The following is a 26,761-nucleotide window of genomic DNA, read 5'->3' as shown; positions in this document are numbered from 1 at the left end:
ACAGAGGCAGACGAGGACTCGGACCAAAGAAGACATCGCAGTGTCCAAGGACAACTCTCACACGGCCGCAGCACACGATCGCAGCTTCGGGACAAGAGAGTCACGGATCCCCTTGCATGAGTGAATGCACTGATGGCCCGGACTCGTATGAGTCCGGGCCATCAGTACTATCTGTAATCAGTATTCGCTTTGCAGCAAATCAGTGGGCGTGATCCCCACGATCATGCTCGTACGACAGTCCGACCAGAGCGACGAGGCCGAGGACGGCGCCGAAGGGGAAGATCCACCAACCCATGGCGATTCCGTAGAAGGCCACAGCTGCCGCACCTGCACAGGCGATCGGCCACCAGCTCCAAGGGCTGAAGAAGCCGTAGTCCGCATCGGCATCGGAGATCTCTGCCTGCTCGGAGTCCTGTGGCTGGCGACCGACACGACGGTCGGTCAGCCACAGGTAGACACCGACCATGCCTGACATGCCACCGGTGAGAAGCAAAGCGGGGAAACCAACCATTTCGCCGAAGTCCGTGTAGAGGCCATAGGCAACGGCGACAATCACGAAGAACACTGCGTTGACGAGGAAAAGAGTGATCGACGACTTCACTTGACATTACCTCCGGCGAGTTGCGGTTCAGGGGTGCCGTGCCCGGCGTATTCGAGCAGTTCGGGATGGTTCACATCGAATGCCGGACGTTCCGAACGGATACGGGGCAACGAGGTGAAGTTGTGGCGTGGAGGTGGGCAGGATGTTGCCCACTCCAGTGAACCGCCGTAACCCCAAGGATCGTCGACCGTGACCTTCGGTGCATTGCGTGCGGTGATCCACACGTTCCAGAAGAACGGAACCATCGACAGACCCAGAATCATTGCGCCGACAGTGGACACCTGGTTCATCCAGGTAAAGCCATCCTGAGGGAGGTAGTCCGCGTAACGACGGGGCATTCCGTCGACACCCAACCAGTGCTGGACGAGGAAGGTGCCGTGGAAACCGATGAACAGCATCCAGAAGTGGATGAGTCCAAGCTTCTCGTTGAGCATCTTGCCTGTCCACTTCGGCCACCAGAAGTAGAATCCGGCGAACATCGCGAACACGACGGTACCGAAGACCACGTAGTGGAAGTGAGCAACCACAAAGTAGGTGTCCGAGACCTGCATATCGAGAGCAGGGCTGGCCAGGATGACGCCGGTGAGACCACCGAACAGGAAGGTAACGAGGAATCCGATGGACCAAACCATCGGGGTCTCGAAGGTGATCGACCCTCGCCACATGGTGCCAACCCAGTTGAAGAACTTCACGCCAGTCGGAATTGCGATGAGCATCGTCATGAACGCGAAGAACGGCAGCGCCACAACTCCTGTGACGTACATGTGGTGAGCCCACACGGTCACGGACAGGGCAGCAATAGCAATCGTCGCGAAGACCAGTTCCTTGTAGCCGAAGACTGGCTTGCGGCTGAAGACTGGGAAGATCTCAGTCACGATGCCGAAGAACGGCAAGGCAATCACGTAAACCTCAGGGTGTCCGAAGAACCAGAACAAGTGCTGCCAGAGGATCGGTCCCCCGTTCCCGGGGCTGAAGACATGGGATCCCAGTATTCGGTCAGCTCCCAAGACCAGCAATGCGGCCGCGAGAGGCTGGAAGGCCATGAGAACCAGAATGCCGGTGATCAGCGTGTTCCAGGTGAAGATCGGCATACGGAACATGGTCATACCAGGAGCACGCATCGTGATGACCGTGGTGATGAAGTTGACTGATCCGAGGATCGTTCCGATTCCCTGCAACGCCAGGCCGAGAACCCAGAGGTTTCCGCCGGCGCCCGGGGTGAAGGTTGTATTGCTCAGAGGCGCGTACGCAGTCCATCCAAACGAGGCTGCACCCTGAGGGGTGAGGAAGCCGGAGATGGCGATGAGGGAGCCGAAGAGATACATCCAGAAGGCGAACGCATTCAGACGCGGGAACGCCACGTCGGGTGCGCCGATCTGCAGCGGCATGATCACGTTGGCGAAACCGGAGAACAGCGGAGTCGCGAACATCAGCAGCATCAGCGTGCCGTGCATCGTGAACAGCTGGTTGTACTGTTCCTTGGTCTCGACTATCTGCATACCCGGGTCGAAGAGCTCGAGACGGATGATGAGGGCCATGACGCCGCCGACGCAGAAGAAGAGGAACGACGCGATCAGGTACATATACCCGATCGTCTTATGGTCGGTCGACGTAACCCAGTCGACGATGATCTTCCCCTTGCTCCGCGGAACAACAGGGGCGTCAAGGGCCGACTGATTCATCGTTGCGGTCATTTTTCAGCACCTTCTTTCGGGTACCAGTTGCGATCGTACTCAGGTCCGAGCTGACCCTTGTTGCCGTCGTCGGCGAGGGACTTGGTGTAGTCCTCGAACTCGTCCTTAGATACGACCTTCACATTGAAGAGCATTTCGGAGTGGTATTCACCGCACAGCTCAGCGCACTTGCCCACGTACTCGCCTTCTTTCTCGGCGCGCAGATGCAGACTCTGGTCGTGACCAGGAATCATGTCGCGCTTCTCGAGGAAAGCGGGGACCCAGAACGAGTGGATGACATCGCGTGAGCGCAACTTGATCTCAAGGTCGGTATCGACCGGGAGGTAGAGGGTCGGTGCCTTCTCCCCCGGCTTCTCCGTGCCATCGAGCGCTACCTGCGTTCCTGCGAAGTACACGTCTTGATTGACGTAGTTGAAGTCCCATGCCCATTGTTTTGCGGCGATTTCGATGACCTGGTCACCGGGTGTGGTGTCGTCGGTGGTCTTCTCCATGACCTGGACGCTCTGGAAGAAGAATCCGAGGACCAAGATGACTGGAGTGACCGTGAACAGAATTTCGATCGGCATACTGTAGCGCAGCTGCACAGGCAGTCCGCGATCGTTCTTGCGGCGGCGGTAAGCGACCATCGCCCACAGGATGAGTCCCCACACGATCAAGCCCACGATGAGCAGGGCGATCCATGCACCGTTCCACAGGGAGGTGTATGCCTCGGTGTGGTTGGTGGCGCCCTTCGACTCGGCGGGGAAGAACCCTGTGGAGATCTGCTCTTTCGTGCAGCCGGACAGCAACGCCAGTACAGCGACGGCGCCCAGAGTGCCGAGCCGCTTCGCCCAGGACCTTCCCGGTCCTGCCTGATTCGGAGAATCCACGTGCAGCCTTTCACAACCTTATTCGCCGTCCGGGTGCCCGAAAGACGAATTCTTACTATGTCAGTTACCAGAGTACCGCTACAAGCGGTAGAAATTCACATGCAAATGATCATTTGTTGAGAATAACCTGACAACGATCCCCACGGAGAGCGGAATCTAGCCGGGCAGAGTAGTCGAGACCACTGATCTCCGACACGCCGAGGCTCGCCTGGTGTGATGTCTGCCACTGAGTATCGATGAGCCACTCACCACCATCGTAATCAGCGTCGACCGAGGTGGGGGCCGTTGGGGACGTCGTTCCGTTGAAGAGGGACACCAGATGCACCAGGGCCGCTTTGGAGGCATCGCGCTGCGTGTGAAACATCGATTCTCCGGCGAAGAACGAGCCTATGGCGACTCCGTAGAGACCGCCGACGAGGACGCCCTCGGACCTGACCTCCACGGAGTGTGCCCACCCGGCCCTGTGGAGACCCTGATAGAGGCGGATGATGTCCTCGGTGATCCAGCTGCCGGGCCTGTTGGGGTCTGCGCAGGCTCGGATGACCTGCTCGAAATCAGTGTTGACGCTGTATTCGAATCTGCGCATCGACTTGCGCAGGCTCTTGCTGACTTTGAGGTCGCCGGGGAGCAGGACTCCGCGTCGTCGCGGAGCCCACCACCCCATGCGTCCGATACCGCCACTGCCGATTCCCATCGGAAAGAGTCCGGCCCGATACGAAGAGAGGACCTGGGGTTGCGTTGCCGTGTATGACACGGCGCGCAGATCCTCCAGGTCCATCTCAGTGACTTTCAGGTCTGTTTCAGCGGGCTGACATCAGTGGAATGAGTCGCCGCATGCGCAGGAGCCGCCCGCGTTCGGGTTGTCGATCGTGAAGCCCTGCTTTTCGATGGTGTCCGAAAAGTCGATGGTCGAGCCGCCCAGGTAAGGCACGCTCATCCGATCAACGATGACCTCGACGCCGTCGAAGTCTCGTACTGCGTCACCGTCGAGCTGCCGCTCGTCGAAGTACAGCTGATAGATCAGACCAGAGCAGCCACCGGGTTGAACGGCCACACGCAGACGCAGGTCATCGCGACCTTCCTGCTGCAACAGGCTGCGCACCTTGTCAGCAGCCGTGCTCGAGAGTTCGACCTCGTGCGTGGCCATCGCTTCGTTCGTCACAGTCATGGTTACTCCTTATTTCGATCCTGCCTGTCTCCAGGCTACACCGACCACAACGTTCTGGTCGGTGAACCTATTCCCGAGCCGGCCTCAGCTCGCTGCCAGTTTCTGCAGCAGCAGCGCCTCGGCGACGATCGCGGCCTTGAAATCAGGCAGATACAGCGACTCATTGGCGCTGTGGGCCCTGGCATCCGGGTCCTCAACTCCCGTGACCAGAATAGATGCCTGCGGGAACACCTCGAGGAGATCGGCGATGAACGGGATCGAACCGCCGATGCCCATAGTCACGGATTCCTGTCCCCAGGCCTCGGTGAGAGCGCGTTCTGCGGTCTGCACCACCGGGTCGTCCAGATCCGCCTGCCACGGACTGCCGCCCTCAGTGTCTCCGATGGTCAGTGTGGCGCCGAAGGGAAGGTTCTCGCGCAGATGCTTCTCGACTGCCTCAACAGCATTGGCCGGAGTGTCTCCGGGTGCCAGACGGATCGACAGTTTTGCCCGCAGGCTGGATTGCAGAGTGTTCGAGGAGACGTCGACTTCGGGGATGTCGAGTCCGATCACAGTGATCGACGGCTGAGTCCACAGGCGTGAGGCCAGTGAGCCGGAACCGATGAGTGAGGTCGATTCGAGAACACCGGAGTCGGCGCGGATCGTCGCCTCTTCGTAGTCGATGTCACTGCTGGTCTGTGACTTAAGACCGCTGACGGCCACTGAGCCGTCCTCATCGTGGAGAGTGCTCAGCACCCGTGTCATCGCCAGCATCGCATCGGGAACGATCCCGCCGTACATTCCCGAATGCACGGCATGATCGAGCGTGGAGATCTCAAATTCGATAGCGCACATACCGCGCAGGCTCGTCGTCAGTGCTGGTGTGCCGGCCGCCCAGTTGCCGGAGTCAGCGACGACGATGACGTCGGCGGCGAGCTTGTCCTGATATGTCTCAAGGAAGTTGCGGAAGCTGGGACTGCCAGCCTCCTCCTCTCCTTCGATGAAGAGAGTCACACCCACGCCGAGGCGGCCTGCCAGGAGACGCAGAGCGGTGAGGTGGACCATGATGCCGGCTTTGTCGTCGGCGGCTCCACGACCGTAGAGCCGCTCCCCCGTTCGGGTGGCAACGAAAGGCTCAGAGTTCCAGGCTTCGGCTTTGCCCGGAGGCTGAACGTCGTGGTGCGCGTAGAGAAGCACGGTCGGTGCGCCTGCAGGAGCCGGCACCGAGGCGACGATGGCCGGGTAGCCTTCGGAGCCGTCTTCCTGCGCTGCGGTCAGGATCTCGACGTCGAGCCCCAAATCTCGGGCAAGTCCGGCCACAGCCTCGGCGCTGGTCCGAACGTTTGCGGGATCGAAGCTGGGCCAGGCGACTGACGGGATCGCCACGAGATCGGTCAGCTGGTCGATGACCTCATCGAAGATGGTGTCGAGTTCGGTATGCAATTGTGCACTGTCCAGTGCAGAAGTCGATTCGCTCATTCTCCAAAGGTAGTATTCATTAGGTGTTCGGAAGCAAAAAATCTCCTGAGGATGCGCAATCCTCCGACAATCGACCGGTGAACGATGACGGTTCACACCCTGGCGCTGCCTCGCAGCGTGAGGCTGAGCAGAAGAAAGGACGGCCGACGCCCAAACGCAGTCAGCAGGAATCGGTGCGCAAACAGCCGCTGGTTTCGAAGGATCGCAAGGTGGCGAACCAGAAGGCCAAGGAACAGACGCGCAAGGACCGCGATCGTGCCCGCATCGGCATGATGAACGGTGAGGAACAGTACCTCACGCGCCGCGACAAAGGCCCGCAGCGGCGCTATGTTCGCGACTACATCGACGCGCGCTTCTCCATCGGAGAGCTCTTCATCCCCGCTGCGATTCTGATCCTGGTGGTGGCATTCACGCAGCCGGTGGCCATTCAGCAGTACTTCACCTACGCGGTCTGGGGTCTGCTGGCGTTGGTCATCCTCGATGGAGTGATCGTCAACTACATCCTCAAGGGACGGTTGAAAGCCAAGTTCGGAACCGTCGAACGTGGCCTGGCGTTCTACGCAATCATGCGCAGCGTCCAGATTCGTCCGCTGCGCATGCCGAAACCTCAGGTCAAGCGCCGCCAGTACCCGAAGTGAGCAGAGTCCGGGAACGGGCTCCGCGAATGATCCGTCCGGGCCAGAACGGCCCGGAGTAGATCATCTCCGAATAGGTTTGAACCAGATCAGCGCCCGCCGCAAGCCGGGCGCTGATGTCATTGGCATCAGATATTCCGCCGACGGAGATGATGCTGAGGTTGTCGCCGACGGTGGCCTTGACCAGACGAAGGACTTCCAGCGACCGCGCAGCCAAGGGTCGTCCCGAGATGCCCCCGGCTTGACCGCGAGCGAAGTCCGCTTCCGGGCCGTTGAGCACGTCGCGATTGATCGTGGTGTTGGTGGTGATGAGTCCATCGACTCCCGAACGCATGGCGAGGTCACAGATCTCGGCGACATCCTCGTCATTGAGATCGGGTGCGATCTTGACCAGCAGCGGCACGTGACCGAGCGTGGAACGAGTAGTCGTGACCACCTCGGCGGCGGCAGAGCGCACCGCGTCGATGATGGGTTCCAGGCTCGACACGGACTGCAGGTCACGCAGACCCGGAGTGTTCGGCGAGCTGACATTGATGACGAGGTAATCAGCCAGAGGCGCACAGAACCGCGCTGAACTCGCATAGTCCTCGACGGCGTCAGCAGCTTCGACGACCTTAGTCTTGCCGATGTTGATCCCGACGATCGGGCGCTGTGCCGAGGGCAGAAAGGCAAGGGACTTCCGCTGTTCTTCGATGTTGAAGGCGGCCTGCCGGGCACCCTGGTTGTTGAATCCCATCCGGTTGAGCAGCGCCATGTTCTTGCGCAGACGGAACAGTCGCGGCTTCTCGTTGCCGGGCTGAGCATGAGCAGTGATCGTGCCGACCTCGATGTGGCCGAAGCCCATCGTCGACAGAGCGCGAATCCCTTCACCGTTCTTATCGAATCCAGCCGCCAGCCCGAGGCGATTGGGAAACTTCAGGCCCAGCACTTCGACCTCATCGCGGGTACCGCGAGCCAGCACGATCCGGAGCAGTCGGCCCAGACCGGGGATGGAATCGAGGATTTTCAGTGCTGTGAACGACACATGATGTGCGCGTTCGGCGTCCATGGGGGCAAAGAAGAGTTTGAAGAAAAGTGAGTACACACCCACCAGAATATGTCAGGTGGCGATGTGACCCCAGGACGGCACGGTCCACGGCTACCAGGAATTCACGCACTTGCCTGGTCCGAATGGTCACAGTTTATCCATCCTCCGCGAAATGGCATTAGGATCGATTCAACGTTCAAAGACGATGAAAGGGAATATATGCCCAGTGCATCCACGCCCACCAACTACTCTTCGACCACACTTGTGAAAGCCACCGCTTCAGTTCTGGTGTTGGGAGTAGCTGACGACAAGGTCCTCGGCCTCGATACTGCGAAATCCGCACGCACCGCTCTCGAAGACGTGGTTCGCGCCATCGAATTCACCGGAAAGGCCGGAGCCACTGCACGTGTTGCAGCGCCCAAGGCCTTTTCCGCATCGAGCATCCTCCTGGTCGGCCTCGGCGCCTTCGACGCCACAGCTCGCGGCACCGACGCCGCAGCGAAGTCACACGAGGTGCTCCGCCGCGGTGCAGGCAATGCGCTGCGTGCCCTGGACGGTGTGGACTCGATCGCGGTGGGCCTGCCGGCACTCACCGCCGACGCTGTCGAAGCCATCACCATCGGTGCTGGACTCGGCGCCTACCGCTTCATCGACTACCGCAGCCAGGACGCAGACAAGGTTCCCGGCACCGTCACCATCCTCGGGCCCAAGAGCAAAGAGCACACGGCCGCGCACTCCAACGGTGCGATCATCGCCGCGGCGACGAACCGCGCCCGCGACCTCGTGAACACTCCTCCCCTCGACCTCTACCCCGAATCCTTCGCCCAGCGCGTCAAAGAACAGGGCAAGGACCGCAAGCTCAAAGTGAGCGTGCTCGGCGAGAAGGAACTGCAGGCCGGCGGATACGGAGGCATCATCGGCGTCGGACAGGGCTCGACCCGCGGACCGCGCCTGGTCAAGGTCGAATACTCCCCGAAAGGTGCCGAGCGCCACGTCAGCTTCGTCGGCAAGGGCATCACCTTCGACTCCGGCGGCATCTCCCTCAAACCCGCTGCGAGCATGGAGGACATGAAGTCCGATATGGCCGGTGCCGCTGCCGTCGTCCAGGCTCTGTTCGCGATCGCGGACCTGGGACTGCCTGTCAGGGCGACCGCCTGGTTGCCCTTGGCCGAAAACATGCCGGGATCATCGGCGACACGCCCCAGCGACGTTCTGCACATGCGCAGCGGCAAGACAGTGGAAGTCACCAACACCGACGCCGAGGGCCGGTTGGTCCTCGCCGACGCATTGGCAGACGCCGATGCAGAGAACCCTGATCTCCTCATCGATGTGGCAACACTCACAGGTGCGCAGGTCGTTGCACTGGGCACTCGGACCTCGGGAGTCATGGGTGCCGAAGAGGCACGCAATCTCATCACAACCTCGGCGACCCACGCCGGCGAGGAGATGTGGGCGATGCCCATCCCCGAAGAGATGCTCTCCGGCTTCGACTCCAACGCCGCGGACCTGAAGAACTCCGGACCCCGGCCCGGCGGCATGCTCGCAGCCAGCGCCTTCCTCCAGGAATTCGTCAGCGAGGGCACCAACTGGGCACACATCGACATCGCGGGACCGAGCTTCAACACCGGCTCCGCTTTCGGCTACACACCGGTCGCCGCCACGGGCGCGGCGGTCCGCACTCTCATCGAGGCAGCAAAGCAGGTGAACTGACAAAATAGTTTCTACACGCTGTCGATATGGACGTGATCATCCACACCTGTGTCCAAACAGACAGTTTGTGCTTTCGCCCTTGGCGAGAAAAGTGGAAAGATAGAAGGAAAGCTGCGTACGGCAGGCTTATTCACAGCTACGAGGAGTAATCCGTGAGTGACTCATTGACCTACGACCTTGTCGTTCTGGGCGGCGGAACCGGCGGCTACGCTGCCGCACTGCGCGCTGCAGAGCTCGACATGAAGGTTGCTTTGATCGAACGCGACAAGGTTGGCGGCACATGCTTGCACCGCGGTTGTGTTCCGACGAAGGCCCTTCTGCATGCTGCAGAGGTCGCCGACACGGCGAAGGAATCGTCGAACTTCGGCATTGAGGTCGAATTCAAGGGAATCGACATCGAGAAAGTTCTCGACTACAAAGACAATGTCATTTCTCGCAATTACAAGGGCCTGCAGGGGCTGGTGAAGGCGCGTGGAATCGACACGTACTTCGGCACCGGCAAACTGACAGGTAAGGACACCGTCGAGGTTGACGGTGAAGACGGCAAGCACACCGTCACCGGCACCAACGTCCTCCTGTCCACCGGTTCGACGTCGAAGACCATCGGTCTCGACATCACTGAGCGTGTCATCACCAGCACCGAGGCTCTCGAGCTCGACAAGGTCCCCGGTTCGGCGATCGTTCTGGGCGGCGGCGTCATCGGCGTCGAGTTCGCCAGTGTGTGGTCGTCGTTCGGTGCCAAGGTCACCATCGTCGAAGGACTCAAGCACCTCGTTGCCAACGAGGACGAGACCATCTCGAAGAACCTCGAACGGGCCTTCAAGAAGCGCAAGATCGGCTTCAAGCTCGGCACCATGTTCAAGGGCGTCGAGGAGACTGCTGACGGAGTCAAGGTGACTCTCGAAGACGGTTCGGTCCTCGAGGCTGAGTACCTCCTCGTTGCCGTCGGCCGTGGCCCGGTCACCGAAGGCTTCGGCTTCGAAGACCAGGGCGTCCCGATGGACCGTGGTTTCGTCCTCGCCAACGAACGTCTCCACACCGGCGTCGGCAACATCTATGCGTGCGGCGATATCGTTCCCGGACTGCAGCTGGCTCACCGCGCCTTCGGCCAGGGAATCTTCATCGCCGAGGAGATCGCAGGGCTGAACCCGGTTCCTGTTCTGGAATCAGGCATCCCTCGCGTGACCTACTGCGAACCCGAGATCTTCTCGGTCGGACTCTCGTCCAAGCAGGCCGAAGAGCAGTATGGAGCCGACAGCGTCGAATCCATCGAATACAACCTGGGCGGAAACGGTAAGTCCGTGATTCTGAACACCAGCGGTCTGATCAAGGTCATCCGTGAGAAGGACGGACCTGTTGTCGGCGTCCACGGCATCGGCGCTCGACTGAGCGAGCAGGCCGGCGAAGCCCAACTGATCGTCAACTGGGAGGCATTCCCAGAGGAAGTTGCGCAACTCATTCACGCTCACCCGACACAGAATGAAGCACTCGGCGAGGCCCACCTGGCCCTCGCTGGCAAACCCCTGCACTTCCACTCTTAAGATCCGAGGAGACGAAAGACATGTCGAATTCCGTGCAGATGCCGGCTCTCGGTGAGTCGGTGACCGAAGGAACAGTCACCCGCTGGCTCAAAGAGGTCGGCGAAGAAATCGAAGTAGACGAGCCGTTGCTCGAGGTGTCGACTGACAAGGTCGACACAGAGATTCCCAGCCCCTACGCGGGTGTCCTGGAGAAGATCCTGGCTGACGAAGACGACGTCGTCGAAGTCGGCGGAGATCTGGCCTACATCGGCGACGGCAGCGGATCCGACTCCGCAGAGTCCGCCGACGCAGAGGGCTCCTCCGACGAGGACACCTCTGAACCAGCCGAAGAATCCGAGCCCGCAGCGGCCGAAGAGTCCGAGGAAGCGTCCTCGGACTCAGCCGACGAATCGGAAGCCGATGCTCCAGCCTCATCCGGTTCCGGAGGCGAAGGCACAGAGATCACAATGCCTGCCCTCGGTGAGTCCGTGACCGAAGGTACCGTGACTCGCTGGCTGAAGGACGTCGGCGAAGAGGTTGAGGTCGACGAACCACTTCTCGAGGTGTCCACCGACAAGGTCGACACCGAGGTGCCCTCCCCCGTGGCGGGAACCGTTCAGGCACACCTGGCAGAAGAGGACGAGACCGTTGAGGTCGGCGCGCCTCTGGCTCGCGTCGGTTCCGGATCGGACGAGGCAGAGTCTTCCGCTGCTGCAGTGGAAGCTCCCGCCGAGGAGCCTGCTGAAGAAGAGGAGCCTGCCAAGGAAGAGGAGCCGGCCAAGGAAGAGGCACCCGCTGTGGACAAGAAGTCTACAGCTGCCGAAGAAACACCGAAGCAGGAGACCCCTGCCCCGGCTGCGTCAGAGCCAGCCGAGAAGCAGTCAGGCTCGCAGGGTTCCGCACCCGCACCAGCGGCCGCTGACACGGTCGGTGAAAATGCCGCATATGTGACTCCACTCGTGCGCCGATTGGCACGCGACGAGGGCGTCGACCTGAGCTCGGTGACCGGAACCGGAGTGGGCGGACGCATCCGCAAGCAGGATGTCATGGCCGCAGCCGCCGACCGTTCTTCCACCTCGTCGGGATCTGCTGCTCCGGCAGCCGGCGGTGCGAAGGCACCGTTCAAGCTCGAGATTCCCGAAGAGGCTGCGAAGCTGCGCGGCACCACGGAGAAGGCTTCGCGCATCCGACAGACGATCGCCAAGAGGATGAGCGAGTCTCTCGACGTATCGGCTCAGCTGACTCAGGTCGTCGAGGTCGATATGACTCGTGTCGTGAAGCTGCGCAAGGCCAACAAGGACGCCTTCCAGTCCAAACACGGCTCGAAGCTGACCTACCTGCCGTTCTTCGGCAAGGCCGTCGTCGAAGCGCTCAAGCAGCACCCGAAGGTCAACGCACAGTACGATCTGGATTCCCAGGAGATCACGTACTTCGACCACGAGCATCTGGCGATCGCAGTGGACACCCCACGCGGACTCCTCGTGCCTGTGATCAAGGACGCCGGGGATCTGAGCATCGCCGGCATCTCGAAGGCCATCGACGATGTCGCGGATCGGACTCGCAACAACAAGATCATGCCTGATGAGCTCTCGGGCGGAACGTTCACCATCACCAACATCGGTTCGGTGGGTGCTCTGTTCGACACTCCGATCATCAATCAGCCGCAGATGGGCATTCTGGGCACCGGCACGATCGTGCGCCGCCCGATCGTCGTCAAGACCGAGGACGGCGAGGAATCGATCGCCATCCGTGACATGGTCTACCTGCCGCTGACCTACAACCACCAGTTGGTTGACGGCGCGGATGCAGGACGTTTCCTGCAGACGATCAAGGCCCGTCTCGAAGAAGGAAACTTCGAAGCGGATCTCGATCTCTGATTCGTTTCAGCTGAAAGGCCGGTCACTGATGTGGCCGGCCTTTCTCATCCCCTCAACGGTTGATCTGCGTGACAGCCAGAACTCTCCAGGCGCCATCATGGGGTGCCAGCTCGAACTCGACATGGGCGGGAGCGAACCCTGACTCGTCCCCCTCTGTCTTCACGCTCGTCGACATCTGGGCCTCAACGAGGATGTGGCGGTGTGTCTGCTCGCTGATCACCGGATCGTTCAATTCGATCGTGTAGTCATTTCCCACGAAGGTGTCTAGGTCGAGCAGTTCATCGGCTGCAGCGGCCGAAGAGTCTGGGACTGTCAATGCGGCCAGTGCCTGATCGTCGCCGGCGCTCAATGCCTCAGAACGCTTCCGGCAGAGATCATCCAACAGCGCAAAGATCTGGCTCTCCGACATCTCCTCGACATTGGCCTGGGAGTCGTCGCTGTTCCGGGAAGGAGTCTCGCTCGCGCTCGGACTCGCATCTTCTGCCGAACTCACCGAGGCAGTGCTGTTCCCCGAACTCCACGATCTGACCATCACAGCACCTCCGATGATCGTCATGATCACGGCAAGGAGAACCCAAGTACGGGGCCCAGTCGATCGCTTCCGGGGCCGCCGGCTGCGAAGCGGCAACCGACCCAGAAACCCCTCCCCGCCCCCTGCAACCCACGAGGACAGTCGATTCCGCAGCGACGCAGTCCCCCGGTTTCGACGAGGTACCTGACGGCGTCTGCCGCGTTGCCGGCTGACGCCACCGTCTCGACTGGCGGCCCGTAGGCGGGCTGCTGCACCGGTGCTCTCAGCAGGCCGGGCAGCCTCTGCCGGCTCGGGAGATCCTGCGACGATGGATGGCTTGACAGCTCGCAGCCGAGCCGTCAGGGCCTGCCCCGGGTCGAGATCGCGTTCGGCGGGCAGGAGCGGGAGGGCACTTGGCGTCCCGCTTCGACGCAAGGTCGCGCTCACCTCGGCGAGGGTGTCGTGGAGACTGGAAGGTGGTGTCGAATCATCCAGCAGCTGTTCTACAAGTGTCTGCAACGGCTGCGAGCACCCGGGAAGTGCGATTCGCACGGGCAAGGGACTCTGTGCCCAGGGGCGGCCATGCGCGGCGTGATAGATCATCTCTCCGATCGCGAATCGCGCCGAGGCAGGCGACGTCCGGCTGATACCGGGAATGATCCGCGGACGTCCTTCGGCATCGAGTCCGATGCTTTCAAGGCAGAGCCGTGATTGCGCATCGGTGCTCCCCCACAGTTCCTCGACGATGCCGAGGAAGAGGGTGCACAATTCCCCTTCCACCAGTCCCTGGTAGGAACGGACAGCGTCGAGGACGAGACCGCCGGCGAGTGGTTCGACGAGAAGCAGAGATGTGGAGCCGGACGGCAGATCCACGTCGGCAACTCCAAGTGCTTCCGGGTGATCTGTATCGAAGCCCTGGTGGTCGACTCCCCAGATCGTCTGGCCCTGATCGTTCACGAGTCGGTGAATGTCATCAGAGACCGGTGCTTGGAGTTCCCACGTCATTGTTCGTCATCTCCGTCGGTGGATCCTTTAACCGCATAGGTGCTGTTTAGGGAGTCTTGCTCTGGTTTAATAGTGTTTGATGGTGGATCATAAGTCAAGAGTCGGGCGGTACTCGAAGGTGTCGAGGCTCATCTTCGATGAAATTGAACCCCTGCTACAAGAGACATAGTCTTGTGCCATGCCTCTGGTCACAGAAACGCTGGGTTTCGCACCCGTATATTCGGATTACCTGCGAACCTGGGACTTGCAGAAGAAATATCACGAAGAAGTGCTCGCTGAGGATCGTGACTCAACGATTCTCCTGCTCGAACACCCGCCGGTCTACACTGCCGGCAAACGCACGGAAGACCATGAGCGGCCCACCGATGGCACCGAAGTCGTCGACGTCGATCGTGGCGGGAAGATCACTTGGCATGGCCCTGGGCAGCTGGTGGCCTACCTCGTGTACAAGCTCAATGACACCAAAGAGGTCAAGCTCTTCGTCTCGCAGCTCGAGGACTCCATGATCGAGCTCCTCGCCGAGTACGACATCGCAGCCACCACCATCGAGGGACGCGCAGGTGTCTGGATACTCGGTGACGGCACCCGCCGCGACCGGAAAATCGGCGCGATCGGCATCCGCATCCACGAAGGTGTGACCATGCACGGTCTGGCCCTGAACTGCAGCAACGACCTCGGCGCCTACGAATCGATCATCGCCTGCGGGATCACGGACGCCGACACAACGACCATGAGTGCCGAACTCGGCCGCAGCGTGACTCCTGAAGATGTCGCTGCCCGCCTTGACGAGATCCTGCACAACCACATCACAGCCTAGGAGAATTGACGTGACGATAGCGCCAGAAGGCCGCCGCATGCTCCGTGTCGAGGCACGGAACTCAGAAACGCCGATCGAGGACAAGCCTGCTTGGATCAAAGCAAAAGCCCATATCGGCCCCGAATACACTTCCCTGAAGTCACTGGTGCGTAAGCAGGAGCTGCACACGGTCTGCGAGGAAGCCGGCTGCCCCAATATCTTCGAATGCTGGGAAGACCGCGAAGCGACCTTCCTCATCGGCGGCGAACAGTGCACGAGGCGCTGTGACTTCTGCCAGATCGACACCGGAAAGCCTGCCGACTTCGATGCCGATGAACCTCGCCGTGTGGCCGAATCGGTGCGCGACATGGGTCTGCGCTACTCGACTATCACCGGCGTGGCCCGCGACGACCTCGACGACGGCGGTGCCTGGCTCTACGCAGAGACCGTGCGTCAGATCCACAATCTCGACTACTCAGATGGCAGCGGTACGGGTGTAGAACTCCTCATCCCCGACTTCAATGCAGAGCCGGATCAGCTGGCCGAGGTCTTCTCCTCGCGTCCGGAGGTGCTGGCTCACAACGTTGAGACGGTTCCCCGCATCTTCAAGCGCATCCGTCCCGCCTTCCGCTACGAACGTTCTCTGTCCGTGATCACCCAGGCGCGCGACGCGGGCCTCATCACGAAGTCGAATCTGATGCTGGGCATGGGTGAGACCAACGACGAGATCATCGCAACACTGCGCGATCTCCACGAAGCAGGTTGCGATCTCATCACGATCAATCAGTACCTGAGGCCCTCACCGCGGCACCACCCCGTGACTCGGTGGGTCAAACCGGCCGACTTCGTGATGCTGCGTGACGCAGCGGAGGACATCGGCTTCTCGGGCGTCATGTCCGGTCCCCTGGTCCGTTCTTCCTACCGTGCCGGTCGCCTGTGGGCGACGGCCATGCGCCATCGAGGCGAGCAGATACCCACTCATCTCTCCCACCTTGACAAGCACACCCCCGCCAAGCAGGAGGCTCAGGCCGTTGTGGATACATTCGGCCCGGGCGAAGAGGTAGACTTGACTGCTGAGCAATGAGAGCGTTCGGGGCCCGGCCTCGACGTCGATACGTCATTCAAGAGCAAGTGAGAGCATGAGCGAAGAACCGCGCAAGGGACTTTTCCGCCGGAAGCCCAAGGATCCGAACAAGAAGCCGGGCCGCCTGGCGCAGATGAAGCAGGTCTACGAACTGTCGGCCAAGCACAATAAGGCCACACCGTGGCTGTTAGCTGCCGCCATTCTCGGCTGCACGTTGCTGGGCCTGTTGGCCGGGCTTCTGTTCGGCGGCGCGGTCTTCACCACGATCCTCGGCTTCATGGTGGGTCTTCTGCTGGGCATGTTCATGCTCGGCAGATTCGCTGAGACGGCTGCCTTCGCACAGATGGAGGGACAGCCGGGAGCCTTCGGTGCCGTCCTCAACACCGCTCGCCGCGGCTACCTGATGGACGACAAGCCCATCGCCATCGACCCGAAGAGCCGCGACCTCGTCTTCCGCTCCACTGGTCGTGCCGGAGTCGTGCTCCTCAGCGAAGGTTCGAAGGGCCGCAGCGCGAAACTGCTGGCCAAGGAGAAGAAGCGCCATGAGCGCATCCTGCCCACCGTCCCGGTGCATACTTTCCAGGGCGGCAATGAGGAAGGCCAGCTGAAGATGAAACAGGTTGTTCCGGCAGTCCAGAAGCTTCCTCGCAAGCTCAACAAGACCGAAGTGCTGGCTGTACGTAATCGCCTTGCCGCTCTCGGCACCCAGGGCACCCGTCCCCCCATCCCGAAGGGCATCGATCCGAACAAGGCTCGCCCGAACCACAAAGCGATGCGCGGACGCTGATCGAAAAGTACCGCGTTGAGCTGGTCATACATAGAAGTGGGGCACCGACTCAAACGAGTCGGTGCCCCACTTCTATGTATCGGAACCGCCTGAACTGCGCTCAAGCGGGTCGTGGCCTCAGCGCTTGAGGATGAACGTCCCGGCAGCCAGATCGTGGAGACCACGATTGTCTCGGTTGAAGATCAGTGCGGGAATGACGAGAACGACGAGCACAGTACGGATGAGCGTCTTGACGAAGCCGGGCACATGACCGTCCAGGCGACGGACCTCGATGCCGAAGATCCTGTGGCCCACCGTGTATCCAAGAGTCGAGACGAGCAGGAAATGCTCAAGTGCGAAGAGGCCCGGAGCCAGGAATGGATTGGACGACCCGATGAGGTTCGCGATCGCCAAACACATGAACCAGTCGACTATAAGTCCCAAGAGCCTGCGCCAGGCGGGTGCCGCCGAATGCGATCCAGTCTCGGGCAGTCCCAGCCGTCTGCCTGGCCAATCGCCTTCTTCTCGCTCAATCTTGGGCCCCTCAAGCCAGGAGCCGAGGTCATCACGATTAATCACGGACCCAGTTTACCCAAGTCGAACCTGGACGAATCCTCAGGAAACATGCCCGAAACACGGACGACATCACCGCTTCACTCGCTTGCAACTAAGATTGGGAATGGTCAAGTCGAACGACCACCGTAAACTAACTAGGAGACTAAGTGTTCTCGTCTGCTGAAGAACTCGTCAACTACATCTCGGAGAACGACGTCAAATTCGTCGATGTTCGTTTCTGCGACCTCCCCGGTGTTGTCCAGCATTTCAACCTTCCTGCAGCCTCGTACGGCACAGAAGAGATCACCGAAGGTCTGCTCTTCGACGGTTCCTCTATCACGGGTTTCCAGGGCATTCACGAATCGGACATGAAACTGCTCGCAGATGTCTCATCGGCCTATATCGACCCCTTCCGTGAGGCCAAGACCCTGGTCATCACACACTCGATCGTCGATCCATTCACCGATGAGCCCTACTCTCGCGATCCCCGTCAGGTTGCGGCCAAGGCCGAGGCCTACCTCGAGAGCACCGGAATCGCCGACACTGTATTCTTCGGCGCTGAGGCAGAGTTCTACCTCTTCGACTCGATCCGCTACGAGAACACACCGGGCAGCAGCTTCTACAAGATCGACTCCGAAGAAGCCGCCTGGAATATGGGCGAAGACGAGCCGGGCGGAAACCTGGGTTATAAGACTCCCTTCAAGGGCGGTTACTTCCCCGTCTCACCACAGGACAAGTTCGCTGACATTCGCGACCACATGTCTCTGACGTTGGAGCAGATCGGCTTCGAGATGGAGCGCGCCCACCACGAGGTCGGCACTGCAGGCCAGCAGGAGATCAACTACAAGTTCAAGACCCTACAGCATGCAGGCGATCAGCTCCTCGACTTCAAGTACATCATCAAGAACAGTGCCTACGAACTGGGCAAGTCGGCCACCTTCATGCCCAAGCCGCTCTTCGATGACAACGGCTCAGGCATGCACTGCCACCAGTCCCTGTGGAAGAACGGCGAACCCCTCTTCTATGACGAGAACGGCTATGGAGGCCTCTCCGATCTGGCTCGTTGGTACATCGGCGGTCTCATCGAACATGCCGGCGCCGTTCTGGCGTTCACCAACCCGACGATCAACTCGTACCGCCGCCTCGTGCCCGGATACGAAGCTCCCGTCAATCTCGTCTACTCAGCACGCAACCGCTCGGCCGCGATCCGTATTCCGGTCACTGGCAGCTCACCGAAGGCCAAACGTCTTGAGTTCCGCGTGCCGGACCCGTCGACCAACCCGTACCTGGCCTTCTCCGCACAGCTGATGGCCGGACTCGACGGAATCCGCAACCGCATCGAGCCTCCGGAGCCTATCGACAAGGACCTCTACGAGCTCCCACCTGAGGAAGCCAAGGACATCAAACTTGTCCCAGGCTCTCTCGATGAGGCCCTCATCGAACTCGAGAAGGACCACGACTTCCTCACCGCCGGAGACGTCTTCACCTCCGACCTGATCGAGACGTGGATTCGGATCAAGCGCGAGAACGAGATCGAGGTGGCTCGTCTGCGTCCGACCCCGACGGAGTTCGAGCTCTACTACGCACTCTGATCCAGAGTCGTAGAGTTCGCTGGCTGCCGGCACAGAGCACGTAGGCCACAGCCCTAAGGAATACAGTGGGGGCGTCACGGGTTCACCCGTGGCGCCCCTTAACGCATCTGACCAGGTCAGCCTTCGCCGGTGACCACGACTGACACAGGGATGGACAATGACGCACTTCGATCTTCTTCTGATCGGTACAGGTTCGGGGAACATGTTTCTCGACGACCGATTCTTCGGCCTCAACGTTGCGATAGCCGAGGAATGGCATTTCGGCGGCACCTGCCTCAACGTGGGCTGCATACCGACGAAGATGTTCGTCTATCCAGCCACGATCGCCGAACAGGCCGCCGATTCGAAGCGCTATAACCTCTCGACTGATTTCCACAGCGTGAATTGGCCCGCGCTGCAGAAGCGGATCTTCGACCGTGTCGACGCTATCGAAGCCGGAGGTCGGGACTATCGCAGCGGCGACCGTCAACCGAATGTGAGCGTCGTGGCCGAACACGTTCATTTCACAGGACCGAAGACGGTGAGCACCGCCTCGGGTGAGGAGCTCACAGCCGATCGCATCGTCATCGCGGCCGGGGCCTCCCCCGTCATTCCCGAGGCGCATGGACTCGACCCGCAGCTGGTGGATACCGACGGCTATCCCGTCTACACATCGAACTCGATCATGCGCATTCCCCAGAGACCCGAACGTATGGTCATCATCGGCTCAGGCATCATTGCCATGGAGTTCGCCCACGTCTTCGCCGGATTCGGGGCCGAGGTGAGCGTGATCGCACGCGGCCCTCGTCTGCTCGGCAACATCGATGAGGACGTCTCGGATGAGTTCACCGAACTCTTCGAACGCACCCACACCGTTCACCGCGGTGCCGAGGTGTCCTCCTACAGTTTCGACGACGGCCAGGTCAGCGTCACTCTGAAAGCCAGCGGCCGCCTCGGCGGGGTCGATCTGCCCTCTCGGATCGACGCGGATGCGGTCCTCATCGCCACCGGGCGCACACCGAACACCGCGAGCCTGAACGTGGGCGAAGCCGGGTTTGATGTTCTTGATGGGGCTCGTCTCAGCGTTGACTCACGACAGCGCGTGCTTGCTCACGGCCAGCCGGTCCCAGGAGTCTTCGCACTCGGCGACATCAGCTCTCCTTATCAGCTCAAGCACGTCGCCAATCATGAGGCCGACGTCGTGGGCGACAACCTCGCGCTCGACGTGGCAGCCGGATCCCCTGGAGGCGCCACCGAGGCGGATCTGCGCGAAGTCAATCATCACGCCGTCCCCGGTGCCGTGTTCACCTCACCCCAGGTCGCCTACGTCGGCATCACGGAAGATGAAGCACGGCAGGCTGGTTACGACGTGAGTGTAAAGGTGCAGAAGTACTCCGACGTGGCCTACGGCTGGGCGATGGCCGATGACCCCGGGGTCGTGAAGCTCATCGCAGATAAGGCGACGCGCAAGATCCTGGGCGCACACATCGTCGGTCACGAGGCCTCGATGATCGTACAGCCTTTGATCCAGGCGATGGCGTTCGATCAGCCCGCAGACGAGATGGCCAAACGTCAGTATTGGATTCATCCGGCGCTGCCTGAAGTCGTTGAGAACGCACTCTTGGGCCTCGAGTTCAACGACGACTGAGGATAGTCCTCAGAACCCGTAGAAGTACTCTTCCATGATGTTCCTGGCATGGCGGGTGGTGCGCAGGTAGTCGTCTTCGAGTTCGTGTCCGCCACCCGCCGGATATCCGAGCAGTCGAGCCGTGGCCTCAAGCTCGAAGTGCTCCTCCGGCAGTGATTCCGCTGTCCTCCCCCGATACAGCATCACTGCCGAGCGGACATCGGTGGCCAGTTGCCATGCGGCCGCGAGCTCGTCGGCATCGTCTGTGGGGATGAGCCCCACTTCGGCTGCGACTTTCAGTGCTGACAGCGTCGAGGTCGTCTGCAGACCGGGAATCCGCTGGGCGTGTTGGAGCTGCATCAGCTGAACCGTCCACTCGACGTCGGAAAGGCTCCCCCGACCCAGCTTGAGGTGGCGCCGTTTGTCCGCATTGCGAGGCAGGCGTTCATCTTCCATCCGTGCTTTGAGCGTGCGGACTTGGGTCAGGGACTTCGTCGGCATCTCCGCTGGGTACCGCAGCGGATCGATGAGGTCGGTGAAGTCCTCGATGAGGCCGGAGTCACCGGCGACCGGACGGGCCCTCAGCAGTGCTTGTGCTTCCCAAGGCTGGGACCACTTCGCATAGTAGGCCCGGTAGGACGACAGTGCCCGGACCAGAGGCCCATTCTTACCCTCCGGTCGCAGATCGGCGTCGAGGTCGACGCCCTGGGCGCCGACACTGGCCTTGAGCCGGCTGCCGAGGCCCAGTGCCAACTTGCTCACGTGCTTGCTCAGCTTGGCCTTCTCCTCGGCATCCAGATCCTCGCTGACAGAGCGATAGACGTAGGTTACGTCGGCATCGGAGAAGTAACCGATCTCGCTTCCACCCCAGCGCCCCATTGCGATGATCGCGAATTCGTAAGATGGAGTATCGGGACCATCGAGGTCCAGACGGACGGCCTGCAGTGCGCTCCTGACGGTCAGATCCATCAGGGCGGAGAGGTCACCGGGGATCTCCGCCCGATCCCCGACATCCAGGACGTCGCGCAGAGCGATACGCAGAAGCTCACGGCTGTAGGTTTCGCGGATCGGTGTGATCGCTGCGCCCGCATGTCGTTTGAGGAGGCCCCCGACTTCGGCCTCCAGGGCCTTCGGATCGCGGGAAGTGAGGTTGTCGAAGTTGTCCAGCCAGGCCACCGCCGCGGGCTGGCGCAGAAGCAGTTCACTGGCATAGCCGGACAGTGAAAGGACCTCCGCCACGGACTTCGCGGCCAGACCGGAGTCACGCAGCATCTTCAGGAACCAGCCGGAGGACGACAGCGAGTCGGTGAGGCGGCGGAATGCAAGGAGCGCAGCATCGGGACTGACTCCGTCGGAGAACCAGTCCAGCAGTGCAGGCAGGACCTGCTTGATGACAAGGGCCGTGCGCGACATGCCGGAGGTCAGCGCCTTGATGTGGGTCAAAGCGCCCTGCGGATCACGGTAGCCGAAGGCTTGGAGGCGGTCCGCGGCAGCCTGCATGCTGCTGCCCCTGTTGTGCGCGTCGACGACGGCACCGTGGACACCGACTGCTGCGTCGAGGATGGGGCGATAGAAGATCTGATCATGCAGACGGGTGACCTGCTTGGCATAATCCTTGCGCGTGTCCTCCAGCCGGGCTCCGGTCCGCGAGCCCGAGGTGAAGACCGAACGGGAGAGGATGCGCAGCTTCTCATCGTCGTCGGGGATGAGCGCGTTGCGCAGCATCCGCGGAATCTGGACCCGATGCTCGACCACGCGCATGAACCGGTAGGCGGCGGAGAAGACTGCGGCATCCTCTTTTCCGATGTACCCATGCTCACCCAGCTCTTCCAGAGCCACAAGCGTGTTCGGGGTGCGGATCTCCTCGTCACTGCGACCGTGGACCAGCTGCAGCAGCTGGGCCGAGAATTCCACATCGCGCAGTCCTCCACGTCCCAGCTTGATCTGTCGGGGCGCCTCGGAGGCGGGAATGAGGTCCACGACGCGACGACGCATCGACCGGATGCCGTCGATGAACCCCTGCCTGCTGGCGGCCTCCCACACGAGCGGCAGAAGCGTCTCGACGAACTCCTCGCCCACCCCGACGTCACCGGCCACAGGCCGCGCCTTGAGAAGAGCCTGGAATTCCCAGTTCTTTGCGATGTCGGCGTAATAGCGGGTGAACTCTGACATGGTCCGCACCAGTGCTCCGGCCTTGCCCTCGGGGCGCAATGCCGTGTCGACCTCCCACAGGGCAGGCTCTGCACCGGCATCGGAGAGGATGCCGCGCATCCGTTGGGCGATCTCCGTAGCCAGATCACGCTGTTCATCACTCGTCGCTGAATCGAGCACGAAGACCACATCCACGTCGGAGACGTAGTTGAGCTCACGGGCTCCGGTCTTGCCCAAGGCGATCACAGCGATGCGAACAGTGCCCTTTGGATCGAGTTCAGCCCTGGCAATCGCCAGAGCAGCATCCATGGCGGCTGCGGCCAGGTCGGAGAGCACAGCCATCACATGATCGACGATCTCCTCGGGCGCCTCGGAGACGAGATCATCGGCAACCAACCGCAGCTGTGCATTGCGATAGGTGCGGCGCAGGTCCTTGATCGCCTCCTCGCCGAGGTGATCTGCCGCGGGTGCCGGAGCATCCGGATCGGCTCCGACACTGTCGAGCAGATCCTTGCGCAGCGATACCGCCGAAGCTGCCGGGGTGGAGACCATGAGGAACGGAGACTTCTCGACCAGCTGAGGCAGAGACTCCGGATGCCGCACGAGGTGATCGACCATGGCCTCGGAGGTGCCCATGACTGCGAGCACACGCCGCAGCAGCGGACGGTCGATCTCGTCCTCGGCGAGATCCACACTGGTGTCCGAGCGGATGGCGTCAAGGAACTGCGGTGCCGACTCGGCTGCAGCCTCCAGAACCCGAAGCAGACCCAGTGCCGCTGCATGCGGATCCGGAGTCGCTTCCAGGAGATCGATGAAACGCGAATCGGTGGCCAGAGGCTGACCGAGGAGTCCATTGATCTCGTCGAGGAAGCGGGCGGCTGACTCGGAGACGATCGAGGTACGCGAAGTGATCCGGGCCATGAGACTACATCGAGGTGAAGTGTTTGCTGAGTTCGAACGGAGTCACCTGCGCGCGGTAGTCGTTCCATTCCTGGCGTTTGTTGCGCAGGAAGAAGTCGAAGACCTCTTCGCCCAGTGTCTCCGCGACCAGATCGGACTGCTCCATGATCTCCAGCGCGTGGGACAGGCTCGTCGGCAGTGCCTGAATCCCCATGGCACGACGTTCCGTGTCCGAAAGCTCCCACACGTTGTCCTCTGCCTCTTCTGGCAGTTCGTAGTCTTCTTCGATGCCCTTCAGCCCGGCGGCGAGCAGGAGCGCATAGGACAGGTACGGGTTTGCAGACGAATCCAGCGCCCGATATTCGATGCGAGCCGAGGAGGACTTCCCGGAGTTGTACTGGGGCACCCTGACCAGGGCCGAACGGTTCCGATGTCCCCACGAGATGTAGGAAGGAGCTTCGTGACCGGTCCACAGTCGCTTGTACGAGTTCACATGCTGGTTCGTCACCGCAGTGATCTCAGCGGCATGGGTGAGGACTCCGGCGATGAACTGCTTGCCCGTCTTCGACAGCTGATACATGGCTCCGGGTTCGAAGAAGGCATTGTTCTCACCTTCGAAGAGTGAGACATGGGTGTGCATTCCGCTGCCCGGATGATCGTTGAGGGGTTTGGGCATGAACGATGCGTACACGCCCTGGGAGATCGCGACCTCTTTGATGACAGACCTGAAGGTCATGATGTTGTCGGCCATGGTCAGCGCATCGGCATAACGAAGGTCGATCTCATTCTGCCCAGGACCGGCCTCGTGGTGCGAGAATTCCACAGACAGCCCCATGGCTTCGAGCATGGTGACGGCGGAGCGCCGGAAGTCGTTGGCAGTGCCGCCGTTGACATGGTCGAAATAGCCGGCCGTATCAACGGGAATGGGGGTGGTCCCCTCAAAGATGCCGGTGCCGGGATCGAGGTTGTCCGTCTTGAACAGATAGAACTCGATCTCCGGGTGGACATAGAACGAGAAGCCCTTCTCCGCAGCCTTCGCCAACGTCCGTTTGAGAACATAGCGCGGATCGGCCTGAGCCGGTTCTCCTCCGGGCACATGGATGTCGCAGAACATCCTCCCGGTGGGTTCCTTCTCACCACGCCACGGCAGAAGCGAGAAGGTCGATGGATCGGGCTTGAGCACCATATCGGCTTCATAGACACGTGAAAGTCCCTCGACGGCTGAACCGTCGAATCCGATGCCCTCGGAGAAGGCACCTTCAAGCTCCGCCGGAACGACTGCGACCGATTTCAGTCCACCGAGGACATCGGTGAACCAGAGTCGGATGAAGCGGACTTCACGATCTTCAACGGTGCGAAGAACGAATTCTTCCTGACGCGACATTCCTCAGCCGTTCCACTTCTTCTCGTCTTCTTCCCACTCCTCATTGCGAGCCTGAGCCCGTTCGAGGGCGGCGCGAGCGACTTCTTCTGTCTCATAAGGGCCCATGCGGTGGTCCGCATCGCTGACCAGGCCGCGTTCGACCTCGTTGGTCTTGAGATTGAAGTAGTACTTCGAATCGGCGTCGTCGATATCTTTGAACAGTCCCATGTCGAGCCCTCCATCGCGGGTGTGGTGAATTCCTGACAGATTTCAGCTTACCGGTTCTCCTCGCTGCTGCCGGGACCCCGCCACGCGACTTCCCGTCTGCAGGTCGGCAGCACTCTTCCTGCAGGCCCGGAGCGCATTGCCACGGGCCCGGAGCAGCATCCTGCAAAGCCGCCGGGGCGTTGAGCCAGACTCGACGCGTTTCAATTTTCGTCTGTTTCTGTGCCCGATGAGAACAAAATATGGTTGTTTCGCATCTTCTGCCTCGTTATTCCACCGAATCCGCAGAGATTTCCACGAATCCGGGTGATAAAGGTTTGCCCTCCAGACCTTCTACGGAATACAGTGAGATGTATCCTCGGCCACATATCGAACTCAGCCACAGGTCGATTCGGCTGGAACTGCCCATAGGGCAACATGAGAGAAGGAAAGCTATGCGCATTTCAGTGCCCACAGAGGTCAAGAACAACGAGTTCCGCGTCGCCATCACCGCTGCCGGTGTCCATGAGCTCGTCGCCCACGGACATGAAGTCACGGTTCAGGCAGGAGCCGGACTCGGATCATTCATTACAGATGATGAGTACACAGAAGCCGGCGCCAGGATCGCCCCGGACGCGGAATCCACCTGGACCGCCGGAGACATGGTCCTCAAAGTCAAAGAACCCATCGCCGAAGAATACGGATTCCTGCGCAAGGACCTCATCCTCTTCACCTACCTGCACCTTGCCGCCGATGAGGCGCTGACCCAGGCGCTGATGAACGCGGGCACCACTGCGATCGCCTACGAGACGGTTCAGCCCGACGGCGGCGGCCTGCCGCTGCTGGCACCGATGAGTGAGATCGCAGGTCGGCTGTCGACGCAGGTCGGTGCTCACAGCCTGCTCAAGGCCTCCGGTGGACGTGGCATTCTGCTCTCCGGCGTCCCCGGTGTCGAACGCGCCAATGTCGTCGTCATCGGTGCAGGTGTCGCCGGAACCAATGCTGCTCGGATGGCGCTGGGTCTGGGAGCCAACGTCGAAGTCATCGACATCAACATTCCTCGCCTGCGTCAGATCGATGAGACCTTCGCCGGTGCGATCGCCACGAAGGTCTCGAACAAGTACGAGATCACGAAGTCGCTCGCCTCTGCCGACCTGGTCATCGGTTCGGTGCTCATCCCCGGCAAGAAGGCACCGAAGCTCGTCACCGACGAGATGGTTGCGGGTATGAAGCCAGGCTCGGTCCTCGTCGACATCGCCATCGACCAAGGCGGCTGCTTTGAGAACTCGCATGCCACGACTCATGATGATCCCACGTTCGAGGTGCACAACTCGATCTACTACTGTGTGGCGAACATGCCCGGAGCGGTGCCGAACACCGCCACGGCCGCCCTGACCAACGCGACTCTGCCCTTCGCGGTCAAGATCGCCAACCAGGGATGGCACTCGGCCCTGTCGAAGGACTCGGCGCTGGCTCGCGGACTCAATATCCACAACGGGCACGTCACCAACGACAACGTCGCCGAGGCCTTCGGTCTCGAGGCTGTCTCCGTCGAACACGCCCTGGCGAACTGACAGCTGAGCTGGGGGCAGACGCACGCACCCGGCTTGAGTGTCAAGAAGGCCGACATCATGCCATGATGTCGGCCTTCAGCGATATGTGGGTCCTG

The 26,761-nt window shown here is 60.9% G+C and carries 22 protein-coding genes; 10 read left to right on the top strand and 12 right to left on the bottom strand.

Annotation, left to right across the window (positions count from 1 at the left end; translation table 11 throughout):
- Nucleotides 1-199: 199 nt before the first annotated feature.
- The 6 genes from INT40_RS16305 to INT40_RS16280 form a co-directional block, all read right to left on the bottom strand.
- Nucleotides 200-601, bottom strand: a complete 402-nt coding sequence (locus tag INT40_RS16305) for a cytochrome c oxidase subunit 4 (protein WP_101574836.1) — start codon at nucleotides 599-601, stop codon at nucleotides 200-202.
- Entirely contained in the window at nucleotides 598-2,295 is a 1,698-nt protein-coding gene (gene ctaD, locus INT40_RS16300; protein ID WP_101574835.1) for a cytochrome c oxidase subunit I, read from the bottom strand. Before ctaD ends, INT40_RS16305 begins: the two co-directional genes overlap by 4 nt.
- Nucleotides 2,292-3,164, bottom strand: coding sequence for a cytochrome c oxidase subunit II (coxB, locus tag INT40_RS16295; RefSeq protein ID WP_101574834.1), 873 nt, complete (start codon nucleotides 3,162-3,164; stop codon nucleotides 2,292-2,294). Before coxB ends, ctaD begins: the two co-directional genes overlap by 4 nt.
- A gap of 109 nt (nucleotides 3,165-3,273) precedes the next feature.
- Nucleotides 3,274-3,942 (bottom strand): leucyl/phenylalanyl-tRNA--protein transferase, encoded by a 669-nt coding sequence (gene aat, locus INT40_RS16290; protein ID WP_193096514.1) that lies wholly within the window; start codon nucleotides 3,940-3,942, stop codon nucleotides 3,274-3,276.
- Between the two features lie 36 nt (nucleotides 3,943-3,978).
- Nucleotides 3,979-4,332: a HesB/IscA family protein gene (locus tag INT40_RS16285; RefSeq protein WP_101574832.1), complete on the bottom strand. Its 354-nt coding sequence runs from the start codon at nucleotides 4,330-4,332 to the stop codon at nucleotides 3,979-3,981.
- 84 nt (nucleotides 4,333-4,416) lie between these two features.
- Entirely contained in the window at nucleotides 4,417-5,790 is a 1,374-nt protein-coding gene (locus tag INT40_RS16280; RefSeq protein WP_101574831.1) for a dipeptidase, read from the bottom strand.
- 77 nt (nucleotides 5,791-5,867) lie between these two features.
- On the opposite strand from INT40_RS16280, the gene INT40_RS16275 reads away from it, so the two are divergent.
- Nucleotides 5,868-6,428: a DUF3043 domain-containing protein gene (locus INT40_RS16275; protein ID WP_257930285.1), complete on the top strand. Its 561-nt coding sequence runs from the start codon at nucleotides 5,868-5,870 to the stop codon at nucleotides 6,426-6,428.
- On the opposite strand, the gene INT40_RS16270 is transcribed toward INT40_RS16275, so the two are convergent.
- The gene (locus tag INT40_RS16270) at nucleotides 6,403-7,509 is read right to left on the bottom strand and encodes a quinone-dependent dihydroorotate dehydrogenase (protein WP_193096513.1); all 1,107 of its coding nucleotides are present in this window, start codon (nucleotides 7,507-7,509) and stop codon (nucleotides 6,403-6,405) included. The genes INT40_RS16275 and INT40_RS16270 overlap by 26 nt on opposite strands.
- 162 nt (nucleotides 7,510-7,671) lie before the next feature.
- Here INT40_RS16270 and INT40_RS16265 point away from each other — a divergent pair, with 162 nt between their 5' ends.
- The 3 genes from INT40_RS16265 (at nucleotide 7,672) to sucB (ending at nucleotide 12,559) form a co-directional block, all read left to right on the top strand.
- Nucleotides 7,672-9,162 carry a leucyl aminopeptidase gene (locus tag INT40_RS16265; protein WP_193096512.1) on the top strand — a complete coding sequence of 497 codons (1,491 nt, stop codon included), beginning with the start codon at nucleotides 7,672-7,674 and terminating at the stop codon, nucleotides 9,160-9,162.
- Between the two features lie 152 nt (nucleotides 9,163-9,314).
- On the top strand, nucleotides 9,315-10,703 hold the full coding sequence (lpdA, locus tag INT40_RS16260) for a dihydrolipoyl dehydrogenase (RefSeq protein WP_193096511.1): 1,389 nt from the start codon (nucleotides 9,315-9,317) through the stop codon (nucleotides 10,701-10,703).
- Nucleotides 10,704-10,723: 20 nt separating this feature from the next.
- Nucleotides 10,724-12,559, top strand: a complete 1,836-nt coding sequence (gene sucB, locus INT40_RS16255; RefSeq protein WP_193096510.1) for a 2-oxoglutarate dehydrogenase, E2 component, dihydrolipoamide succinyltransferase — start codon at nucleotides 10,724-10,726, stop codon at nucleotides 12,557-12,559.
- A gap of 52 nt (nucleotides 12,560-12,611) precedes the next feature.
- On the opposite strand, the gene INT40_RS16250 is transcribed toward sucB, so the two are convergent.
- A complete protein-coding gene (locus INT40_RS16250; protein ID WP_101574825.1) occupies nucleotides 12,612-14,075 on the bottom strand; it encodes a hypothetical protein in 1,464 nt (487 codons plus the stop codon).
- A 178-nt stretch (nucleotides 14,076-14,253) separates the two neighbouring features.
- Here INT40_RS16250 and lipB point away from each other — a divergent pair, with 178 nt between their 5' ends.
- From lipB to INT40_RS16235, 3 genes are read left to right on the top strand one after another with little or no spacing between them, the layout of a single operon-like run.
- Nucleotides 14,254-14,892: a lipoyl(octanoyl) transferase LipB gene (gene lipB / locus INT40_RS16245; protein WP_101574824.1), complete on the top strand. Its 639-nt coding sequence runs from the start codon at nucleotides 14,254-14,256 to the stop codon at nucleotides 14,890-14,892.
- 10 nt (nucleotides 14,893-14,902) lie between these two features.
- Entirely contained in the window at nucleotides 14,903-15,955 is a 1,053-nt protein-coding gene (gene lipA, locus INT40_RS16240; protein ID WP_193096509.1) for a lipoyl synthase, read from the top strand.
- A 55-nt stretch (nucleotides 15,956-16,010) separates the two neighbouring features.
- Nucleotides 16,011-16,742, top strand: a complete 732-nt coding sequence (locus INT40_RS16235; RefSeq protein WP_101574822.1) for a DUF4191 domain-containing protein — start codon at nucleotides 16,011-16,013, stop codon at nucleotides 16,740-16,742.
- 117 nt (nucleotides 16,743-16,859) lie between these two features.
- Here INT40_RS16235 and INT40_RS21250 read toward each other — a convergent pair whose 3' ends face one another.
- Nucleotides 16,860-17,300 carry an RDD family protein gene (locus tag INT40_RS21250; RefSeq protein ID WP_101574821.1) on the bottom strand — a complete coding sequence of 147 codons (441 nt, stop codon included), beginning with the start codon at nucleotides 17,298-17,300 and terminating at the stop codon, nucleotides 16,860-16,862.
- Between the two features lie 143 nt (nucleotides 17,301-17,443).
- Between INT40_RS21250 and glnA (INT40_RS16225) the strand changes: the two genes are divergently transcribed.
- On the top strand, nucleotides 17,444-18,868 hold the full coding sequence (glnA, locus tag INT40_RS16225; protein WP_101574820.1) for a type I glutamate--ammonia ligase: 1,425 nt from the start codon (nucleotides 17,444-17,446) through the stop codon (nucleotides 18,866-18,868).
- Nucleotides 18,869-19,025: 157 nt separating this feature from the next.
- Entirely contained in the window at nucleotides 19,026-20,495 is a 1,470-nt protein-coding gene (locus tag INT40_RS16220; protein WP_193096508.1) for a mycothione reductase, read from the top strand.
- Between the two features lie 9 nt (nucleotides 20,496-20,504).
- Here INT40_RS16220 and INT40_RS16215 read toward each other — a convergent pair whose 3' ends face one another.
- Genes INT40_RS16215 through INT40_RS16205 form a run of 3 tightly spaced genes read right to left on the bottom strand, consistent with a single transcriptional unit; the run spans nucleotide 20,505 to nucleotide 25,116 of the window.
- Entirely contained in the window at nucleotides 20,505-23,546 is a 3,042-nt protein-coding gene (locus tag INT40_RS16215; RefSeq protein ID WP_193096507.1) for a bifunctional [glutamine synthetase] adenylyltransferase/[glutamine synthetase]-adenylyl-L-tyrosine phosphorylase, read from the bottom strand.
- 4 nt (nucleotides 23,547-23,550) lie between these two features.
- A complete protein-coding gene (gene glnA, locus INT40_RS16210) occupies nucleotides 23,551-24,909 on the bottom strand; it encodes a type I glutamate--ammonia ligase (protein ID WP_101574817.1) in 1,359 nt (452 codons plus the stop codon).
- A 3-nt stretch (nucleotides 24,910-24,912) separates the two neighbouring features.
- Complete coding sequence (locus INT40_RS16205) at nucleotides 24,913-25,116, bottom strand: hypothetical protein (RefSeq protein WP_096160701.1); 204 nt, start codon at nucleotides 25,114-25,116, stop codon at nucleotides 24,913-24,915.
- Between the two features lie 431 nt (nucleotides 25,117-25,547).
- Here INT40_RS16205 and ald point away from each other — a divergent pair, with 431 nt between their 5' ends.
- On the top strand, nucleotides 25,548-26,666 hold the full coding sequence (gene ald, locus INT40_RS16200; RefSeq protein WP_101574816.1) for an alanine dehydrogenase: 1,119 nt from the start codon (nucleotides 25,548-25,550) through the stop codon (nucleotides 26,664-26,666).
- The last annotated feature ends 95 nt before the right edge of the window (nucleotides 26,667-26,761 follow it).

Source organism: Brevibacterium sp. FME17, from assembly GCF_014897515.1.
In the GTDB taxonomy this organism is placed as follows: Bacteria; Actinomycetota; Actinomycetes; order Actinomycetales; family Brevibacteriaceae; genus Brevibacterium.
This window is presented reverse-complemented; position numbering and strand designations above follow the sequence as displayed.

Excerpts from the sequence above, each read along its gene's own strand:
- ctaD (WP_101574835.1), bottom strand. The coding sequence starts at position 2,295 with ATGACCGCAACGATGAATCAGTCGGCCCTTGACGCCCCTGTTGTTCCG.
- aat (WP_193096514.1), bottom strand. The coding sequence starts at position 3,942 with ATGGACCTGGAGGATCTGCGCGCCGTGTCATACACGGCAACGCAACCC.
- INT40_RS16285 (WP_101574832.1), bottom strand. The coding sequence starts at position 4,332 with ATGACTGTGACGAACGAAGCGATGGCCACGCACGAGGTCGAACTCTCG.
- INT40_RS16280 (WP_101574831.1), bottom strand. The coding sequence starts at position 5,790 with ATGAGCGAATCGACTTCTGCACTGGACAGTGCACAATTGCATACCGAA.
- INT40_RS16265 (WP_193096512.1), top strand. The coding sequence starts at position 7,672 with ATGCCCAGTGCATCCACGCCCACCAACTACTCTTCGACCACACTTGTG.
- sucB (WP_193096510.1), top strand. The coding sequence starts at position 10,724 with ATGTCGAATTCCGTGCAGATGCCGGCTCTCGGTGAGTCGGTGACCGAA.
- INT40_RS16250 (WP_101574825.1), bottom strand. The coding sequence starts at position 14,075 with ATGACGTGGGAACTCCAAGCACCGGTCTCTGATGACATTCACCGACTC.
- lipB (WP_101574824.1), top strand. The coding sequence starts at position 14,254 with ATGCCTCTGGTCACAGAAACGCTGGGTTTCGCACCCGTATATTCGGAT.
- INT40_RS16235 (WP_101574822.1), top strand. The coding sequence starts at position 16,011 with ATGAGCGAAGAACCGCGCAAGGGACTTTTCCGCCGGAAGCCCAAGGAT.
- INT40_RS16220 (WP_193096508.1), top strand. The coding sequence starts at position 19,026 with ATGACGCACTTCGATCTTCTTCTGATCGGTACAGGTTCGGGGAACATG.
- INT40_RS16215 (WP_193096507.1), bottom strand. The coding sequence starts at position 23,546 with ATGGCCCGGATCACTTCGCGTACCTCGATCGTCTCCGAGTCAGCCGCC.
- glnA (WP_101574817.1), bottom strand. The coding sequence starts at position 24,909 with ATGTCGCGTCAGGAAGAATTCGTTCTTCGCACCGTTGAAGATCGTGAA.
- INT40_RS16205 (WP_096160701.1), bottom strand. The coding sequence starts at position 25,116 with ATGGGACTGTTCAAAGATATCGACGACGCCGATTCGAAGTACTACTTC.
- ald (WP_101574816.1), top strand. The coding sequence starts at position 25,548 with ATGCGCATTTCAGTGCCCACAGAGGTCAAGAACAACGAGTTCCGCGTC.